17 protein-coding genes are annotated in these 18,727 nt (G+C 64.4%); 10 read left to right on the top strand and 7 right to left on the bottom strand.

Annotation, left to right across the window (positions count from 1 at the left end):
• Positions 1–57: 57 nt before the first annotated feature.
• On the bottom strand, positions 58–1,110 hold the full coding sequence (locus MESOP_RS01660) for a CobW family GTP-binding protein (protein ID WP_013891579.1): 1,053 nt from the start codon (positions 1,108–1,110) through the stop codon (positions 58–60).
• Between the two features lie 420 nt (positions 1,111–1,530).
• On the opposite strand from MESOP_RS01660, the gene MESOP_RS01655 reads away from it, so the two are divergent.
• A complete protein-coding gene (locus tag MESOP_RS01655) occupies positions 1,531–2,001 on the top strand; it encodes a MarR family winged helix-turn-helix transcriptional regulator (RefSeq protein WP_013891578.1) in 471 nt (156 codons plus the stop codon).
• Between the two features lie 16 nt (positions 2,002–2,017).
• Here the strand turns inward: MESOP_RS01655 and MESOP_RS01650 are convergent, their stop codons facing one another.
• Positions 2,018–2,893: an AraC family transcriptional regulator gene (locus MESOP_RS01650; protein ID WP_013891577.1), complete on the bottom strand. Its 876-nt coding sequence runs from the start codon at positions 2,891–2,893 to the stop codon at positions 2,018–2,020.
• A gap of 47 nt (positions 2,894–2,940) precedes the next feature.
• Between MESOP_RS01650 and MESOP_RS01645 the strand changes: the two genes are divergently transcribed.
• The 5 genes from MESOP_RS01645 (at position 2,941) to MESOP_RS01625 (ending at position 7,002) form a co-directional block, all read left to right on the top strand.
• Complete coding sequence (locus MESOP_RS01645; RefSeq protein ID WP_013891576.1) at positions 2,941–3,348, top strand: DUF2000 family protein; 408 nt, start codon at positions 2,941–2,943, stop codon at positions 3,346–3,348.
• Between the two features lie 198 nt (positions 3,349–3,546).
• Positions 3,547–4,431, top strand: coding sequence for a DMT family transporter (locus MESOP_RS01640; protein WP_041163965.1), 885 nt, complete (start codon positions 3,547–3,549; stop codon positions 4,429–4,431).
• Between the two features lie 78 nt (positions 4,432–4,509).
• Positions 4,510–5,532, top strand: a complete 1,023-nt coding sequence (locus MESOP_RS01635) for a LacI family DNA-binding transcriptional regulator (protein ID WP_083833194.1) — start codon at positions 4,510–4,512, stop codon at positions 5,530–5,532.
• On the top strand, positions 5,529–6,512 hold the full coding sequence (locus MESOP_RS01630; RefSeq protein ID WP_013891573.1) for a 2-hydroxyacid dehydrogenase: 984 nt from the start codon (positions 5,529–5,531) through the stop codon (positions 6,510–6,512). The genes MESOP_RS01635 and MESOP_RS01630 overlap by 4 nt, the downstream gene beginning before the upstream one ends.
• 85 nt (positions 6,513–6,597) lie before the next feature.
• On the top strand, positions 6,598–7,002 hold the full coding sequence (locus MESOP_RS01625) for a hypothetical protein (RefSeq protein ID WP_013891572.1): 405 nt from the start codon (positions 6,598–6,600) through the stop codon (positions 7,000–7,002).
• Here the strand turns inward: MESOP_RS01625 and MESOP_RS01620 are convergent, their stop codons facing one another.
• Entirely contained in the window at positions 7,003–7,776 is a 774-nt protein-coding gene (locus MESOP_RS01620) for a gamma-glutamyl-gamma-aminobutyrate hydrolase family protein (RefSeq protein WP_041164474.1), read from the bottom strand.
• Between the two features lie 263 nt (positions 7,777–8,039).
• On the opposite strand from MESOP_RS01620, the gene MESOP_RS01615 reads away from it, so the two are divergent.
• A complete protein-coding gene (locus tag MESOP_RS01615) occupies positions 8,040–9,149 on the top strand; it encodes a TRAP transporter substrate-binding protein (protein ID WP_013891570.1) in 1,110 nt (369 codons plus the stop codon).
• A 78-nt stretch (positions 9,150–9,227) separates the two neighbouring features.
• Here the strand turns inward: MESOP_RS01615 and MESOP_RS01610 are convergent, their stop codons facing one another.
• The 4 genes from MESOP_RS01610 to MESOP_RS01595 all read right to left on the bottom strand — a co-directional run bounded on the left by MESOP_RS01610 (position 9,228) and on the right by MESOP_RS01595 (position 13,731).
• Positions 9,228–10,256: a zinc-dependent alcohol dehydrogenase family protein gene (locus MESOP_RS01610; protein ID WP_013891569.1), complete on the bottom strand. Its 1,029-nt coding sequence runs from the start codon at positions 10,254–10,256 to the stop codon at positions 9,228–9,230.
• Positions 10,257–10,269: 13 nt separating this feature from the next.
• Positions 10,270–12,057, bottom strand: a complete 1,788-nt coding sequence (locus MESOP_RS01605) for a TRAP transporter large permease (RefSeq protein WP_013891568.1) — start codon at positions 12,055–12,057, stop codon at positions 10,270–10,272.
• Positions 12,057–12,641, bottom strand: a complete 585-nt coding sequence (locus MESOP_RS01600) for a TRAP transporter small permease subunit (protein ID WP_013891567.1) — start codon at positions 12,639–12,641, stop codon at positions 12,057–12,059. The genes MESOP_RS01605 and MESOP_RS01600 overlap by 1 nt, the downstream gene beginning before the upstream one ends.
• 184 nt (positions 12,642–12,825) lie before the next feature.
• Positions 12,826–13,731 carry a branched-chain amino acid ABC transporter permease gene (locus tag MESOP_RS01595; RefSeq protein ID WP_013891566.1) on the bottom strand — a complete coding sequence of 302 codons (906 nt, stop codon included), beginning with the start codon at positions 13,729–13,731 and terminating at the stop codon, positions 12,826–12,828.
• A 146-nt stretch (positions 13,732–13,877) separates the two neighbouring features.
• Here MESOP_RS01595 and MESOP_RS01590 point away from each other — a divergent pair, with 146 nt between their 5' ends.
• The 3 genes from MESOP_RS01590 to MESOP_RS01580 all read left to right on the top strand — a co-directional run bounded on the left by MESOP_RS01590 (position 13,878) and on the right by MESOP_RS01580 (position 18,718).
• Positions 13,878–14,489: a CGNR zinc finger domain-containing protein gene (locus MESOP_RS01590; protein WP_013891565.1), complete on the top strand. Its 612-nt coding sequence runs from the start codon at positions 13,878–13,880 to the stop codon at positions 14,487–14,489.
• On the top strand, positions 14,482–15,021 hold the full coding sequence (locus MESOP_RS01585) for a hypothetical protein (RefSeq protein ID WP_013891564.1): 540 nt from the start codon (positions 14,482–14,484) through the stop codon (positions 15,019–15,021). The genes MESOP_RS01590 and MESOP_RS01585 overlap by 8 nt, the downstream gene beginning before the upstream one ends.
• Before the next feature lie 217 nt (positions 15,022–15,238).
• A complete protein-coding gene (locus MESOP_RS01580; RefSeq protein WP_013891563.1) occupies positions 15,239–18,718 on the top strand; it encodes an indolepyruvate ferredoxin oxidoreductase family protein in 3,480 nt (1,159 codons plus the stop codon).
• Positions 18,719–18,727 lie beyond the last annotated feature (9 nt).

The following is an 18,727-nucleotide window of genomic DNA, read 5'->3' as shown; positions in this document are numbered from 1 at the left end:
GTGCCTCCTTGATTTCACGTACACATAATATGTGTACGCGAAATCAAGGTCAATCCTTTATGCCTGGCAGGCGTCAAAGCTCTTCTTCAGCCGCTCGGCGTCGAGTTCGCGGCCGATGAACACCAGCCGGCTCTCGTGTTTCTCGCCGTCTTTCCAGGCGCGCTGGTGGTCGCCCTCGATGATCATGTGCACACCCTGAATGACGTAGCGCTCGTCGTCGCTCTTGAGCGCGATGATGCCCTTCAGCCGCAGGATGTTTGGGCCTTCCATCTGGGTGATCTTCTCGATCCACGGGAAGAATTTCTTCGGGTCCATCTCGCCGCCGCGCAGCGACACCGACTGCACCGTCACGTCATGGATGTCGGAAGGATGCGCGTGATGGTGATGGTCATGCCGATCATGGTCATGGTGATCGTGACCATCATGGTCGTGATGATGGTGATCGTGGTCGTCATGCGCCTCGAGGAAATGCGGATCGTTTTCCAGCGCCTTGGAGAGGTCGAAGGCGCCACGGTCGAGCACCTCCGACAGGGCGACGCCGGCGCGGGTGGTGCGATGGATCCTTGCCGCCGGATTGATGGCGCGGATCGTCGCCTCGACCTTGGCAAGCTCTTCGGGGGTGACGAGGTCGGTCTTGTTGAGCACGACGACGTCGGCGAAGGCGATCTGGTCCTCGGCTTCCCTGGAATCCTTGAGCCGGAGCGGCAGATGCTTGGCATCGACCAGCGCTACCACCGCATCGAGCTTGGTCTTGGAGCGCACGTCGTCGTCCATGAAGAAGGTCTGCGCCACAGGCACCGGATCGGCGAGACCGGTGGTCTCGACCACGATGGCGTCGAAGCGGCCGGGGCGGCGCATCAGGCCTTCGACGACGCGGATCAGGTCGCCGCGCACCGTGCAGCAGACGCAGCCATTGTTCATCTCGTAGATTTCCTCGTCGGATTCCACGATCAGGTCGTTGTCGATGCCGATTTCGCCGAATTCATTGACGATGACGGCGTAACGCTTGCCGTGGCTCTCCGACAGGATGCGGTTGAGCAGCGTCGTCTTGCCGGCACCGAGATAGCCGGTGAGAACGGTTACGGGGATCTGCGTCTGTGCGTCGCTCATGGCTTGCCTCGAACTGACTGGGCCAAAATCTGGGGCCGCGAAAGGGATTGTCGGCTCCATATAGGATGTGTGCCGGGCTTTTGCACGGGGCAAACCAATGGGCCAAGGCGGCCGGCCGGATTGTCCCATGATCCTGGCTGCGAAAAGCTTCGCTGCCTCCGCGACGTGACGACAAACAGGGCGTCCGGTCCAGGTCTGCGGACCGTCACACCGGGCCCGCGTCGCGGTGGCTGTGAATCCACCGTTGCCGAAACTCGTTTGTCATCTAACTGAAATAAACATCTGGCATTAGCCACGGCGGACACCGCAATGCTTGCCGGCAAAGCTGTTTGGAGCGCCGGAATCTTTTTCGATCGTCGATTGCCAACCGGCCGGCTGCGTCTATGCTGCACGCACCGGTACGGCCGAAGAGGGATGACCATGGCCAAGGCGGACAAGACTGCAACGATGAGCCGGCTGCATTCCGCGGCAAGGCTGGCAAGGACCGCACTGGCGGCTCGGCTTCTGGCGCACGGCTTCTATGCCGGCCAGGACCAGATCATGCTGGCGCTCGACCGCGAGGACGGCCAGACGCCGGGCAATCTTGCCGGTCGCCTCGGCGTGCGCCCGCCCACCATCACCAAGACCATCAACAGGCTGCAGGCGCAGGGTTTCCTGGAAAAGCGCGCCTCCGAGGCCGATGCCCGCCAGGCGCACATCTTCTTGACCGACACCGGCCGCGAAACCATCCGCGCCATCGAAAAGTCGGTGAAGAAGACCGAGAAGCAGGCGCTGAAAGGCCTCGACAAGAAGGACCAGAAGGCGCTGTTCAAGCTGCTTGCCCGCATCGAGGCCAACCTCTCCAACGAGGAGCTGGTGTTGATGGACGACGACGCCGAGTCGGACGACTGATAGTCCGGTACGACGATCAGGCCGCCGCCATCGCGGCCGGTCCACGGATCAGCGAAGACCAGCGTCCAGGTGTCATGCCGAACGCCTTCTTGAATTGCCTGTTGAAATGGCTCTGGTCGCTGAAGCCGGCCTCGACGGCAATCTGCGCCAATGGTTCGCCGGCGATGATCATCCGCCGCGCGTGCTGAAGCCGGCGCATCACCAGGAAACGATGTGGGCTGGTTGAGAAGGCGGCGCGGAAATGCCGTGACAATGCATAGCGGTCGAGCCCGGTGATCGCCTCCAATTCGCCCGACCCCACCGGACGGTTCAGGTTTTCCGTGAGATAGTCACGCGCCGCCGCGGCCGCTTGCCACGCCGTCCTGGCTATCGGCTTGCCCGGCTGGCCGGCATGCCGCGAGAGCCTCTGCATCAGCTGCGCCAGGAAGTCGTCGACGAACAGCTCGTCGAGTTCCTGCTCCAGCGGCCCCAGTGCCGAAAGCAGCGTTGCGCAAAAGGCATCGTCAGTCACCACGGCGTCCCTGACGAAGGGCAACGATGCGCCGCCAAGGCAGTCGAGCATCAGCGACGGTTCGAGATAGAGCATCCTGTAGCGCAACCCGTCCTCGGTGCCGGCGCCGCCGTCATGCAACTCGTCGGGATGCAGCACGATGATCTGGCCGGGCAGGCTTACCCGGGTCTCGCCGCGATAGCGAAAGGTCTGCACGCCCTGCAGCGTCACCCCGATCGCATAGGTGTCATGGCGGTGCAGGTCGAAGGCGCTGCCATGGAATCGCGCCTCGATCCGCTCCATGCCCGCAGGGTCGGGAGCCGAGATGATGCAGTTCTCAGCCGCATCGGCGCACAAACGTCCAAGACCCTCGAAGGCCTGGCTGCCTAGATCGTGCGACATCGTCTCCTTCAGCCTCGAATGGGGACAGTTCGAATGGGTAATGTCTCATGTTCGATACGAAATTTGCAATCGTGCTCAGGGAGGACCTGCCGGTCTGGCAGAAACTCAACGTCACGGCCTTCCTGACCAGCGGCATCGTCGCCCAGTTTCCTGGCATCATCGGCGAACCCTACCGTGACCGGTCAGGCAATCTATACAATCCGCTGTCGATCCAGCCGGTCATCGTGCTGTCGGCCGATCAGGCGACGCTCGCCGCGATCCACCGGCGCACGCTCGAGCGTGGCGTGACGACCTCGCTCTATGTCGAGGAGATGTTTTCGACCGGCTTCGACGCCGCCAATCGCGCCGTCTTCGCCGAGTTTGCGCCCGAAGACGCCAAGGTGGTCGGCATCGCGCTGCGCGCCGACAAGAAGGTGGTCGACAAGATCACCAAGGGCGCCCGCATGCACGCCTAGCGACATAGGCATGGACTAAGCCTGGCGGCACCTGTTGTTAGGCCAGCACGCCCAGGCGCGGCAGCGGGCGACAATTGGCTTGCCGGCAAGCCACAATTCCCGCAAAGGAGGGCTTCAGCCCAGCTTTTCCCCGGCCTGCAAGTGAATGCTCCCCAAAGACACCCAGAAAGCGCGACGCCGCCGGTGGCGATCCTGTGCATGCTTTCCACCTATGTCTTCTTCACCTTCCTCGACACCTCAAGCAAATATCTCGTCCTGGCCGGGGTCTCGGTGCTGATCGTCGCCTGGGTGCGCTTTGCAGTGCATGTCGTGCTGGTCGGCGCTCTCCTGCGCGGCTGGCGCCAGCCGGTGCGGTTTCGCCCAGTCAACCTGCCGGCGCATGTGCTGCGCGGGCTGTTCCTGTTCGGCTCCACCATCTTCAACGTCCTGGCGCTGCGGTCCCTGCAATTGGCCGAGACGACATCGATCTATTTCTTTGGACCGATGGTGATCACCGCACTTGCCGGCCCGCTGCTCGGCGAATGGGCCGGCTGGCGGCGTTGGCTGGCTATCGTGGCTGCCTTCGCCGGGGTTCTGATCATCACCAGGCCGGGTGTCGGCGTTTTTGGCATCGGGCATCTCTTCGCACTCGGCTCGATGCTGTCGAACTGCTTCTACGTCATCATGACCCGCCGCATGTCGGCGACCGAAACCTCGGAAAGCCTCATACTGTTTTCGGCGCTCGCGCCGGCGGTGCTGCTGTTGCCCCTGCTGCCGTTCTCGTTCTCGCTGCCGCATGATGGCTGGCACTGGTTCATCCTGCTCATGCTTGGCGTGTTCGGCGGCGTCGGGCACTGGCTGCTGGTCCAGGCCTACCGGCTGGCGACGACAACGGCGCTCGCTCCCTATCCCTATTCGCAGATGGTGTGGATGATCATTTCCGGCTGGATCGTCTTCAAGCAGTTCCCCGACCGCTGGACGCTGCTCGGCGCGGCCATCATCGTCGCCAGCGGCCTCTACATCGTCCACCGCGAGCATCGGCTTCGGCTGCAGAGCCGCGCGGCTTCCGATGTCGAGGCGGAAGCGCTGGCAAAAAAACTTTGATTTGCCCCCGATCGGTGGCATAACGCCGCCTTTAAACAGTTTAGGTCAGAATTCAGGTCGTTCGGGGAGCGCAAGGCGCTGGCACAAAAAATCAAGCTTTCGACGATCGCGGATGCGCTCGGCGTGTCCACGGCCACGGTTTCGCTGGCGCTGCGCGACAGTCCCCTGGTCGCCGGCTCGACACGCGACCGCATCAAGGAACATGCCCGCGCCATCGGCTATATCTACAACCGTCGCGCCGCCAGCCTGCGCACCTCGCGCTCGGGCATTGTCGGCGTCGTCGTGCACGACATCATGAACCCCTTCTTCGCCGAGATCCTGCGCTCGATCGAAAGCGAGCTCGACCGCAGCCGGCAAACCTTCATCCTGTCCAACCACTACGACCAGCTCGAGAAACAGCGCACCTTCATCGACACGCTGCTGCAGCTCGGCGCCGATGGCGTCATCATGTCGCCGGCAATCGGCACCCCGGCTTCCGACATCCTGATGGCCGAGGAGAACGGCCTGCCGGCGGTGCTGATCGCGCGCACTGTCGAGGGCGCCGACGTGCCGGTGTTTCGCGGCGACGATGCCTATGGAACGGGGCTCGCCACCAATCACCTGATCTCGCTCGGCCACAAGCGCATCGCCATGATCGGCGGCACCGACCAGACCTCGACCGGACGCGACCGCTATCAGGGCTATGTCAACGCCATGGAAGCGGCGGGACTGGAAGTCAGGCCGTCCTGGCGCATTGCCGGCCCGCGCACCAAGCAGGCCGGCTTCGAGGCCGCCGGGCAGTTCCTGGCACTGAAGGACAGGCCGACCGCGGCCTGCTGCTGGAACGACCTTGTCGCCATCGGATTGATGAATGGTATCGCGCGCGCCGGCCTGGTGCCCGGCGTCGACATCTCCGTCACCGGCTATGACGATCTCGAAGAGGCGGCGATCGCCACGCCGGCGCTGACCACCGTCTGGAACGGCCAGCGCGAGGTTGGCCGCCGCGCCGCCAGCGCGCTGCTCGACAAGCTCAACGGGCAGACGGTACGGCCCTCGCAGGAATTGATCAAGCCGGAACTGCATGTGCGCCAGTCGACCGGCAAACCGGTGGAGCGTGCATGACGAAGGCCGAAGAGTTGCAAGCCGTCGCCATTCTGGTGCCGGCGGGTTTCAGCGACCACGCGGTGGAGCGCATCGAGCGAACGTTCAGGCGCATCGGCATCGAGCGCGCCGATGCGGCGTTGGTCACCGATGAGATGCGCAGCACGGTGCGGGGCATTGCTTCGTTTGCCGGCATCAACGCGGCCATGATGGATGCGCTGCCCAATCTCGAACTGATCGCCTCCTTCGGCGTCGGCTACGATTCGGTCGATGTCGGCCATGCGGCGGCAAAGAACATCATGGTCACCAACACGCCCGACGTCTTGACCGAGGAGGTTGCCGACACCGCGATCGGGCTGCTCATCAACACCATCCGCGACCTGCCGCGCGCCGAAACCTGGCTGCGCGATGGCAGCTGGGCGAAGAAGGGCGAGTATCCGCTGAGCCGGCTGACCTTGCGGGCACGCCGCGTCGGCATTTTCGGCATGGGCCGCATCGGACGAGCCATCGCCCGGCGGCTGGAAGCGTTCGGCCTGCCGGTCGCCTACCACAACCGGCACCGCGTCGAAGGTCTTGCCTACCAGTATCACCCGACGCTGAAGGGTCTGGCCGAAGCGGTCGACACGCTGATTTCGGTGGCGCCCGGCGGCGCTTCGACACAGAAGGCGGTCAATGCCGAGATCCTGGTGGCGCTCGGCGCCAACGGCGTCTTCGTCAATATCGGCCGCGGCAGCACAGTTGATGAGGCCGCCCTTGCGGCAGCCCTGGCCAACGGCACCATCGCCGCCGCCGGGCTCGATGTCTTCGCCGCCGAGCCGAATGTACCCAAGGCATTGCTCGACGCACCCAACGCCTCCTTGTTGCCGCATGTCGGTTCGGCCTCGCAGCACACGCGCCGCGCCATGGCGGATTTGTGCGTCGACAATCTTGTGTCCTGGTTCGGCGAGCGCCGCCCGCTGACGCCGGTGCCGGAGACTGCGAATGTGAGGGCTCGCGGCTGAGTGGCAGTTCGCCACATTCATTAACGTCGGCTTAACCCTTGGAAATCATTGTTTATCCTGTCCGTGTACAGGGATGAAGACAAGGATGAAGACGCTCTCCGCATTGATCGCCGCCGCTGCGCTTTTTGGCGGTATCCAGCTGTATCATGGCGGCACTTGGGAAAGCGCGGCCAACGAGCCCGCCCCGTCCAACACCTACAGGCTTGTCGCCAATGGCGACGAGGCGGCTTGCGCGGTCAGCCGCGGCGCCGAAATTTCCGATGGCTTGTCGCTGCTTTCTGTCGCGCCGGCCTGCCGCCGGCTCCTGCCAGGTATCGAGCAAGCAAAATTCTGGCGTGAACAAACCGACGGCTCGGTCGCCTTCAGCGCCAACGGCATCGATCCGATCGTCACTTTCAGCATTGCCGACGGCAACGGTTACGAATCCTATGCCCCAGCCACGCCCTTGCTGTCGCTGGCGGCCACCGGTGGTTTGAAGTCGGAAGATTGATTATTCCGCAGCGGCCCGCGCACCGGCTTTCGCAGCCGCATGCAGGCGTACCGCGTCGCCGAAGGCGCGGAAAATCTTGACCGAGTTGCTGTCCGATTTGACCCAGTATTCCGGATGCCACTGGACCCCGACGGCAAAGGCGCGGGCCCCCCTGACCGAAACCGCTTCGACCGTGCCGTCGGTGGCGACAGCCTCGACCTCGAGCTTCGATCCCAGCCGGTCGATCGCCTGGCGGTGCAACGAATTGACCTTCATGTCGCCGGCACCGAACACGCCGGCTAGGCAGCTGCCTGGCTTGATCGAAATGGTCTGGTGGATGGCGAAGCGTTCGTCCTGCTTGTCGCTCACCGGCGCGCGGTGGTCGAGCGAACCCTCGCGTTCCTGGATCTCGGTGCCCAGCGTGCCGCCGAGCGCGACGTTCAACTCCTGGATGCCGCGGCAGATGGCAAGCAGTGGCACGCCACGCTCGATCGCCTTGCGGATCAGCGGCAGCGTGGTGGCGTCACGCGCCGGATCATAAGGGCCGTTGGCCTCGCTGGCATCGCCGCCGTAGAGTGAGGGATGCACGTTGGACTTCGAGCCGGTGACCATGACGCCGTCGACCGACGACAGGAGTTCGTCGAAGTCGAGCCTGTCGCCGAATGACGGCACCAGCAGCGGGAACACGCCGGCGCCGGTGATCGCGGCTTCCAGGTACTGCTGTGGGGCGGCATGCCAGGTGTAGTTGTCGAACCGACGGACGTCGGTCGATATAGCGACGAGCGGCTGCTGCATTTTGGCTCTGTTTTCCATCTGGGCAAGGAATGTCCTGCCTTCAAAATAGGCGATCTCCGGGCATTTTTCCATGCCAAGTTTCAGCGTGTCGCATGTGCCACGAAATCCCCTGTTAGACTATAGTTGCAGGGCTGCACGGCTTGGTCACCAAATCCGGCCGCCGTGCTGGACTAGGCTTCTCGCCTGTGTATTGTTTCGGCCAACCGATGCGGGAGCCGAGGATTCCCGAACGTCGGTCTGTTGATCCAATAGGGAGGAACTTCATGGATCGTCGTTCATTCATCCGCAAGGCCGGCGTGACCGGCGTCGGCGCCGCCGCCGCGGCCGCCACGCTTGCGGCACCGGCAATAGCCCAGTCGAATCCCAAGGTGACATGGCGGCTTGCGTCGTCCTTCCCGAAGTCGCTCGACACCATCTATGGCGGCGCCGAGGTGTTCTCCAAGATGCTGTCGGAAGCCACCGACGGCAATTTCCAGATCCAGGTCTTTGCCGCCGGTGAACTCGTGCCCGGCCTGCAGGCCGCTGACGCCGCCACGGCCGGCACGGTCGAAGCCTGCCACACGGTGGCATATTATTACTGGGGCAAGGATCCGACATGGGCGCTGGGTGCGGCCGTTCCCTTCTCGCTCAACGCGCGCGGCATGAACGCCTGGCACTATCATGGCGGCGGCATCGACCTGTTCAACGAGTTTCTCGCCACGCAAGGGTTGTTCGGCCTGCCCGGCGGCAACACCGGCGTGCAGATGGGCGGCTGGTTCCGCAAGGAGATCAACACGGTCGCCGACCTCTCCGGCCTCAAGATGCGCATCGGCGGCTTCGCCGGCAAAGTGGTGCAGAAGCTCGGCGTCGTGCCGCAGCAGATCGCCGGCGGCGACATCTATCCGGCGCTGGAAAAAGGCACCATCGACGCCGCCGAATGGGTCGGCCCCTATGACGACGAGAAGCTCGGCTTCTACAAGGTCGCGCCCTACTACTACTATCCCGGCTGGTGGGAGGGCGGCCCGACGGTCCACCTGATGTTCAACAAGGCGAAATACGAAGAGCTTTCGCCGACTTACAAATCGCTGTTGCGCACATGCGCCCAGGCCGCCGATGCGAACATGCTGCAGAAATACGACTATTTGAACCCTCCGGCGGTGAAGCGGCTGGTGGCCGGGGGCGCCAAGCTGCGTCCGTTCAGCCAGGACATCATGGCCGCCTGCTTCGAGAAGGCCAACGAAGTCTACGCCGAAATGGAAGCCTCCAACGCGCCGTTCAAGAAGATCTGGGATTCGATCAAGGGCTTCCGCAAGGAGCACTATCTCTGGGCGCAGGTGGCCGAGTACAATTACGACACCTTCATGATGGTCCAGCAGCGCAACGGCAAACTGTAGGACTGTCGAAGTCTGCGCCGCCCCTTATCCGCCCGGCAGGGCGATTAAGGGCGGCGCCAACTCCCGAAAGCTCGCCCTTCAGCCCAAACCCGGCACCACCAGCACCTTGACCTCGCCGGGCGCCGGCGGGTTGGCGATCACCGCTGGCGCTTCTTCGAGCGTTACTTGCCTGGAGATCAGCCGGTCGATCTCGATCGCGCCCGACGCGATCAGCTCGGCGGCGCGGCGATGCGTGTAGGGATTGAGGAAAGAGCCCAGCACCTTGAGTTCGCGAAACAACAGGTCGAAGGGTTCGAATTCCACTTTCATGCCTTGCGGCGTCACGCCGACGATGACGACCGTGCCGCCGGCCCTTGCCAACCGCATGGACTGCTCGACGGTCTCGCGCACCCCGGCGCATTCGAACACCACGTCAACGCCGCCCGGCATCAGGCCCGCCGGCCCGGCGATGGCATCGATGACGTCGCCGGCGGTCGGGTCGACCGTCGCTGTCGCGCCTAATTCCTCGGCGAGTGTGCGCCGTGAAGCCTGCCTGGTCGACAGGATGATGGTCGTGGCGCCGGCCAGCCGCGCCAGTTGCACGGTGAGCAGGCCGATCACGCCGCCGCCGAGCACGACCACCGAACTGCCGGGCTTGATCTCGGCCAGGTCCACGCCATGCAGGCAGCAGCCGAGCGGCTCGCAGAACGCGCCATGCGTAGGCTTCAGCGCCGCCGGCAGGATGAAAGCTTGCTTCTGCGGCAGCACGACATAGTCGGCAAAGCCGCCGTCGCGGTGGATGCCGATGGCGTTGAGATTGCGGCAGAGATTGACCCGGCCGGCATGGCAATGCGGGCACCGCCCGCAGGCGATATTGGGGTCGCCGGTGACGCGGTCGCCGACGGCAAAGCCGGAGACTTCGGCTCCAACAGCCTCGATGATGCCCGAGAATTCGTGGCCGGGCGTCACCGGCGGCCTGCAGGGAAACTCGCCGTGGAAAAGATGCCGGTCGGTGCCGCAGACGCCACAGGCTTCGACCCGCACCAGAAGATCGTTCGGTCCGGGAACGGGTCTATCGACCTCGCGCAGCGAAATGCTGCCCACCGCTTCCAGCCGCACCGCTCTCATGGCGTCGTTCCCATCAGTTGAAGCTCGGCGGCTGCGAAAGGTCCGGCGTCGGCGTCGCCGGCTTGGCCGGCGGCGCATCGCCGAAACTCGGCGGCTGCGACAGGTCCGGCGTGCCGGGCGCAGCCGGTCCATTGCCGCCATTGGCAGGCGCGCTGCCGCCCTGCGGGGCGCTGAGCGGCGATAGAGAGGGCATTTCCGGTACCTTGTAGTCGATCGTGCCCGCATCGGTCGCCGTGCCCTTGTAGCGCATCACCATTTGCGGGAAGGAGATGGTCAGCCCGATCATGATCACCTGGATCAGGACGAACGGCACCGCGCCCCAATAGATCTGGCCTGTCGTCACCGGCGCGACCTGCTTGCCGGTGAGGCGGTCGAGATAGGGTACCCGCGCGGCGACCGAGCGCAGGTAGAACAGCGCGAAGCCGAAGGGCGGGTGCATGAAGCTGGTTTGCATGTTGACGCCGAGCAGCACGCCGAACCAGATCAGGTCGATGCCGAGCTTGTCGGCCGCCGGCGCCAGCAGCGGCACGATGATGAAGGCCAGCTCGAAGAAATCGAGGAAGAAGGCCAGGAAGAAGACGAGGATGTTGACGCCGATCAGGAAGCCGACTTCGCCGCCCGGCAGCGAAGTCAAAAGGTGCTCGACCCATATCTGGCCGTTGACGCCGTAGAAGGTCAGTGAGAACACGCGCGCGCCGATCAGGATGAACAGTACGAAGGACGACAGCCGCGTCGTCGAAGCGAGCGCCTGCTTGATCACATCCAGCGACAGCCGGCCCTTTGCCGCGGCCATCGCCAACGCGCCGACCGCGCCCATGGCGCCGCCTTCCGTCGGCGTGGCGATGCCGAGGAAGATGGTGCCCAGCACCAGGAAGATCAGCGCCAGCGGCGGGATCAGCACGATGACCACCTGCTGCGCCAGCCTGGACATCATGTGGATGTTCAGCCGCCGGTCGGTAATGGCGACGATATAGATCACGATCACGCCGGCCGTGGCGCCCAGAATATCGGCATTGTCGCCATGCGCCGGCGCCAGATAGCGGTACGCGGCATAGGATATGGCCACCGTTGCCACCAGCGCCACCAGCAGCGACATCACGCCATGACCAAGCGTGCGTGCTTCGAGCGGCAGCGCCGGCATCATCTTCGGCCGGAAGATCGACACGATGAGAATGTAAAACGCGTAGAGCCCCGTCAGCACCAGGCCGGGGATCAGCGCGCCGGCATACATGTCGCCGACCGAGCGGCCGAGCTGGTCGGCAAGCACGATCAGCACCAGCGACGGCGGGATGATCTGCGCGAGCGTACCGGAGGCGGCGATGACGCCGGACGCCAGCCGGCGGTCATAGCCATAGCGCAGCATGATCGGCAGCGAGATCAGTCCCATGGCAATGACCGATGCCGCCACCACACCGGTGGTCGCCGCCAGCAGCGCGCCGACGAAGATCACCGCGTAGGCTAGACCGCCGCGGATCGGTCCGAACAGCTGGCCGATCGTGTCGAGCAGGTCCTCGGCCATGCCCGATCGCTCGAGCACGATGCCCATGAAGGTGAAGAACGGGATCGCCAGCAGCGTGTCGTTCGACATCACCCGACTGCCGTAGAAATTGTCCGGAAGCGCATAGAGCAGCGGCCAGGCGAGGTTGATCGCACCGCCCGAATAGGGCGTCAGGAGCACGCCGATAAAGAAGAACATCAATCCGTTGGCGGCCAGCGAAAAGGCGACAGGATAGCCAATCAGCATGAACAGGATCAGCGAGGCGAACATGATCGGCGCCATGTTCTGGGCAATGAACTCCATCACGAGCGCACCTCGTCGGCGAGCGCCTTGGCTTCGAGCTCAGCCTGTTCGTGCACGGAAATGAAGGGGGTGGGATCGTCCATGTCGCCGCGTATGATGGCGATCTTCTTGATGATCTCGGAAATGCCCTGCAGCGCCAGCAGGAAAAAGCCGACCAGCAGGATGGCCTTGGCCGGCCAAACGATCAGGCCTCCGGAATTGTTGGACATTTCGCCGCTGTGAAACGACAGCCGCACGTAGGGCACGAAATAGAACACCATCAGCGTCACGAACGGCATCAGGAACAGGAGATGGCCGAGAAGGTCGATCCAGTGCTGCACGCGGCGTGAGAACAGGCCGTAGACGATGTCGATGCGGATATGCTCGTTCTGCTTCAGCGTATAGGCGGCAGCCAGCATGAAGGCGGCGCCGAACAGATACCATTGCAGCTCCAGCCACGCATTCGACGAAATGTCGAAGACCTTGCGGATGACGGCGTTGACCGCGCTCACGAGGATCGCCAGCAGGATCAGCCACGACACCGACTTGCCGATGAATTCGTTGAGGCGGTCGATCGCCCTGGAGAGAGCGAGAAGCCCTGCCATGCATTCCTCCCTTTTATCGGAGGCGTGCCGGCTCCCCTTGTTCCGTCACGCCGCGTGGCCCAACGGTATGCCGCGCGTGGCCGGACGGGTCAACAAGGATGGAGGCAACAAAACAGCATCGATTAAAGCGAGGGCCAAAGACTGGCGGCCTGCCCCCGCGTCATGCAACCAAAGTCTGATCGGTTCAGACGACTTTGCTGGTGTCGCGGCCGGCGCCGATCAGCACCAGCATGGCCACCAGGAACAGATACATCCACGCATCGCGCCATTCGATCGGGAAATAGCCGGCCCATAGCGATTCGGCCATGCCGAAAGCCGCCGCGCCCAGCGCTGCCCGTGGCGGCGAGAGATATCCGCCGACCGCCGTCACGAACAGGATCTTCAATCCGTAGACGAGGCCGGAACCGAAGCTGACATTGCCATAGTAGAGGCTGGCCATGACGCCGGCCAGCGCCGCGCATAAGCCGCCGTACAACACGGCGCGCCGGAACACGGTGCGCACGTCGACGCCGCACAGGGCAGCGGCCCCGGGGTCGTCGGAGACCGCGCGCCAGGACCGGCCGAAGCTCGAGCGGGCAAACACCCAGGTGGCGAGCAGAACCGCTGCCAGGACAGCCGCGCAGTCGAGCACCTGGATCAGCGTCAACGTCGCCTTGAAGCCGGCGCCCTCGGCGAAAACGATGGGCTGGGCCAGCATTGGCGGCAGCCACAGATCATGCGTGTCGGCCGCGATGCGGCTCGCTTCCGACAGCACCAGCAGGATGCCGAGCGTCGTCACCACGATGGCATTGGGCGTGCGGTCGGCCAGCGGCTCGAAGACGCTGCGCGACAGGACATGGCTGATGAGCGCGGCATAGAGCAAGGCCGCCACGACGCCGAGCAGCACCGAAGCCAGCAGCGTCAGCCACAGCACCTGGTAGCCGAAGGCGACGGTCAGGATCATTGCCTGGCCGCAGAAGGCGAACAGCGCGCCATAGGCAAGGTTGGTGCGGTGCAGGATGCCGTTGGTCAGCACGTAGCCGAAGGCAAGCAGCGCATAGAGCGCACCCGAATGCAGCCCGTTCAGCACCTGCTGGAAGAAATAGAGCATGCAAAACCTGCAAAGCATGTCGCCCAAAGCGCACAGCGGTTGGACAGACGGAATGCTCAAGACAAAGGCGACGATAGCTTACCCATAAGAGGTTTGCATCGGCGAATCTAACTTGTCAAATGCGATTTATCGGTTAGATTTTGGGCATGACAGTTGCCTGGACCCCGCATCGCTTCACCGGCGGCCTGCTCGCGCTCGATACGGCGAACACCGTCGTGCTGCGCGGCGATCCCCAGCGCACCTTCGACCGCTTCGACGATCCCGCCGAAATCGCCCGCTTTGCCGAGGCGGCCAGTGGTTTTCGCGCCGACGAGCTTGGCGACAGGCGGCTTGCGGTTTCCTCGCCGGCGGCGATCGCCCCCGTCGTGCTGTCGATCCGCGAGGCGACCGACCGGCTGTTTCGCGGTGCGGTGTCGAAAGGGGTGCTCGCGACCGCGGATATGCCCGGGTTCCTGACGGCCTGTGCCGAGGGCCTGGCTGGCAGCCGGACCGAGATCGGCGCGCCGGGAAGGCCGTTCGGCGACCCCGTGACGCCGATCGCCTTCGAGGCGGCGCTGGCGGTTTCGGCGCTGTCGCTGCTGCGGGACGATACAGTCGCGAGATTGAGGATATGTCCCAACTGCACCTGGCTGTTCGTCGACAGGAGCCGCAATTCCAGTCGCCTTTGGTGCGACATGGCGGTGTGCGGCAACCGGCAGAAGGCAAGCCGTCACTATCGCCGCCGCCGCATGGCGGCCCATGAGGTCAAGGATGCTTAGAAGGATTTCCCGCTCGGTCGTTGTCGGCGCCATGCTGATCGCCGCCGCGGCACTCGGCGCCTGCCGGGATACGGGCAAGGACGGCGAAGGCAAGTTGTTCGAGGTTTCGGGCAAGATATTCGTCTTCAACTACCGTCTCGCCCGGGCGACCTATGTCGTCACGCTGCGGCCCTTGCGGCCGATGGGCGAGGGCCAGGTGGCGGTCGCCAGTTTCCAGAATCCGGCCGGTGGTGCGCCTATCGTGGTCGAGCAGAAGGTCTGGCCGAAGCTCGGCAAGGTGAGCCTTGAGAGCCCGGCGCTGACCTGCATCGTCAAGAACAAGCCCTATGCCATCGCCATCAGCATCAAGGGCGCCGACGGTGCGGTCCTGCAGAAGATCGACACCACGCTGATGTCGACGGAAGACCAGTCGATCCTGCCCGACCGGCCGCTGGTCATCGACCAGCTCTATACGGCCAATCCCGACCTCGCCGGCCATCCCGACGGCAAGCTGCCCGGCGAGCCGAAGCCGGATTGTTCGAAAGCCGGCTGACACTTTCCGACCGGCATCGATTTGGCTGGAATTTTCGTGCGTCGTCGCACGATCGGCGCGCTGGTTCGTGCGCGATCCGGCACCTGCCGGACTGTTTGTTGCGCGGCACCCGGTCCCTTCGATTTTGTTTGACCTGACTTGCAAGGGGAGAAAGGATGCGTCATCCGATCCCGACGTTGGCTGCTGCCCCACGCGGCCTTCGCAGAGGAAATGCCTGATGACGCTGCACGATGTCGCGCTCGACGACAAGTTCGATCTCGGGAAGGAGCGCATCTTCCTGTCCGGCGCGCAGGCGGTCATCCGCATGCTTCTGATGCAGCGCGAGCGCGACCGTCGCGCGGGCTTGAACACGGCCGGCTTCGTCTCTGGCTATCGCGGTTCGCCGCTCGGCGGCCTCGACATGCAGCTGTGGAAGGCCAAGAAGCAGCTCGCCGGGGCCGACATCGTCTTCCAGCCGGGCCTCAACGAGGAGCTTGCCGCGACCGCCTGCTGGGGATCGCAGCAGACGGAACTGCTGGGCGAGGGCACCCACGATGGCGTGTTTTCCGTCTGGTACGGCAAGGGGCCTGGCGTCGACCGTTCCGGCGACGTGTTCCGCCACGCCAATCTCGCCGGCTCGTCGAAGCATGGCGGGGTGCTCGCGCTGATGGGCGACGACCACATGGCCGAATCCTCGACCAATGCGCATGCCACCGAATTCCTGTTCGTCGACACCATGGTGCCGATCCTCAACCCGGCGGGTGTCCAGGAGATCATCGACTACGGCCTCTACGGCTTTGCCATGTCGCGCTTTGCCGGCACCTGGGCGGCGATCAAATGCGTCAAGGACAATATCGAATCGACGGCCTCGGTCGATGCCTCGCTCGAGCGGCTGAACATCGTCGTGCCGGAGTTCGACATGCCACCCGGCGGCCTCAACATCCGCCACGAGATCGACATGCTGGGCCAGGAGGAGCGCCTGCATGAACACAAGCGCGCCGCGGCTTCCGCCTTCATCCATGCCAACGGATTGAACCGCATCGTCTATTCGGGCGGCCGCAGCCCGAAGATCGGCATCATCACCCTGGGCAAGAGCTATCTGGATGTGCGCCAGGCGCTGGAGGACATCGGCATCGACGAGGCGGCCGCCAACCGCATCGGCGTGCGGCTGTTCAAGGTCGGCTGCCCCTGGCCGCTCGATCTGCATCACATCGCCGACTTTGCCCGCGGCCTCGATACCATCGTCGTGGTTGAGGAAAAGCGCTCGCTGATCGAGGTGCAACTGCGCGAAAGCCTCTACGGCACCGCCTCGCAACCGGTCATCGTCGGCAAGAAAGACGAGCGCGGCGACTGGCTGTTTCCCGCCAAGGGTGCGCTCGATCCCAACGAGATCGCGATTGCGCTCGGCGAGAAGATCGTGAAGACCATTGGTCCGTCGGAAGAGATTTCGGCGCGGGTGGGCAAGCTGCGACAGTTCCAGGCGATGCTTGCGGACGCCACCGACATCGGCTCGCGCACGCCTTTCTTCTGTTCGGGTTGTCCGCACAATTCCTCGACCAAGGTGCCGGACGGCTCGATCGCCGCCGCCGGCATCGGCTGCCATTTCATGGCGCTGTGGATGGACCGCAACACGCTCGGCTTCACGGCCATGGGCGGCGAGGGCGCGCAATGGGTCGGCCAGGCGCCGTTCTCCAAGCGCGACCACATCTTCCAGAATCTCGGCGACGGCACCTACAACCATTCCGGCACGCTGGCGATCCGCTTCGCCCTGTCGAGCGAAGCCAACATCACCTACAAGATACTCTACAACGACGCCGTCGCCATGACCGGCGGCCAGCCGCATGAGGGTGGCCTGACCGTCGAGATGATCGCCAGGCAGGTGCGGGCAGAGGGTGTCGACCGCATCGCCATCGTCACCGACGAGCCCGACAAATATGCGGGCAAGGTCGAATTCCCCGCCGGCGCATCCATCCATCACCGCGACGACCTCGATCTCGTCCAGCGCGAGCTGCGCGACGTCAAGGGTGTCTCGATCCTGATCTACGACCAGACCTGCGCGGCCGAAAAGCGCCGACGCCGCAAGCGCGGCACCTTTCCCGATCCCGACAAGCGCGTCTTCATCAACGAGCTGGTCTGCGAGGGCTGCGGCGACTGCGGCGTGCAGTCGAACTGCGTCTCGATCCAGCCGGTCGAGACCGAATTCGGCCGCAAGCGCAAGATCGACCAGTCGAGCTGCAACAAGGACTTCTCCTGCATCAACGGCTTCTGCCCTTCCTTCGTCACCGTGCACGGCGCCAAGATCAGGAAGGCCGAGGGCCTGGCCGGCAAAGCCGATCCGCTCGACGGCGTGCCGACCCCGGCCGAATTCCCGCTGGGCGCCGAAGGCTGGGCCGCGATCATCGACGGCGTCGGCGGCACCGGCGTGGTCACCGTCGGTGCGGTGCTCGGCATGGCCGCCCATCTCGAGGACAAGGGCTGCGGCATGATCGACATGGCCGGCCTCGCCCAGAAGGGCGGTTCGGTGTTTACCCATGTGCGCATCGCCCGCACGCCGGACGACATCCATGCCATCCGCGTTTCGGCGGGCAAGGCCGACCTGGTGCTTGGCTGCGACCTCGTCGTGTCGGGCGCCAAGAAGGTGCTGACGGCGGTGCGCGAGGGCCATACGATCTTTCTCGCCAACACCGCCGAGATCATGCCCGGCGAGTTTGCGCGCTCGGCCGATTTCTCGCTGCCCATCGAGCGCCTGAAGAAGGCGATCCGGAGCGCGGCCGGCGACGACAAGGCGCATTTCTTCGATGCCACCCGCACCGCCACCGCGCTGTTCGGCAATTCGCTCGGCGCCAACATGTTCATGCTCGGCTTTGCCTTCCAGCATGGTGGCCTGCCGCTGTCGGCCGAGGCGGTCGAAAGGGCGATCGAACTCAACGGCGAAGCCGTGGCGATGAACATCGCCGCCTTCCGCTGGGGCCGCCGCGCGGCGCACCAGCCGGATTTCGTGCGTGGCCTCGTCGCCCAGCCGGGCAAGGCCGGGCAGGCCGCCCCGGTCGCGCAGACGCTGGACGAGATCATTGGCCGCCGCGTCGCCTTCCTCACCGCCTATCAGAACGCCGCCTACGGCAAGCGTTATGCCGACAGCCTGGCCCGCCTGCGTGCTGCCGAAACGAAGGCGGTGCCGGGTTCGACCGCCGTGACCGAGGCTGCGGCCAGGAATCTGTTCAAGCTGATGGCGATCAAGGACGAGTACGAGGTGGCGCGGCTTTACACCGACGGTTCCTTCGCCGCCGAGCTTGGCAAGCAGTTCCAGAGCTACGAGAAGCTCGAATTCCATCTCGCGCCGCCGATCATGGGCCGGCGCGGCAATGACGGCAAACCGAGGAAATCGAGCTTCGGCCCCTGGATGATGAAGGGGTTTCGCCTGCTGGCGGCGCTCAAGGGCCTGCGCGGCACCGCTTTCGACCTGTTCGGCTACACCGGCGAGCGGCGCATGGAACGGCAGCTTTTGGCCCAGTACGAGGGCGATCTTGAGCTTGTCGCCAAGTCGCTGGCGCCGGGCAAGATCGAGGCAGCGACCGCCCTCATGTCGGTTCCTGCACTCATCCGTGGTTATGGCCATGTCCGGCAAGCCAGCGCCGAAAAGGCCGCTGGCGAGCGCCAAAGGCTCCTCGAACGCCTGTCAGCCGCCTCGAAGCGGCCGGAACTCCAGGCCGCCGAATGACGGATACGG

The sequence above is a fragment of the Mesorhizobium opportunistum WSM2075 genome (assembly GCF_000176035.2).
GTDB lineage: Bacteria > Pseudomonadota > Alphaproteobacteria > Rhizobiales > Rhizobiaceae > Mesorhizobium > Mesorhizobium opportunistum.
This window is presented reverse-complemented; position numbering and strand designations above follow the sequence as displayed.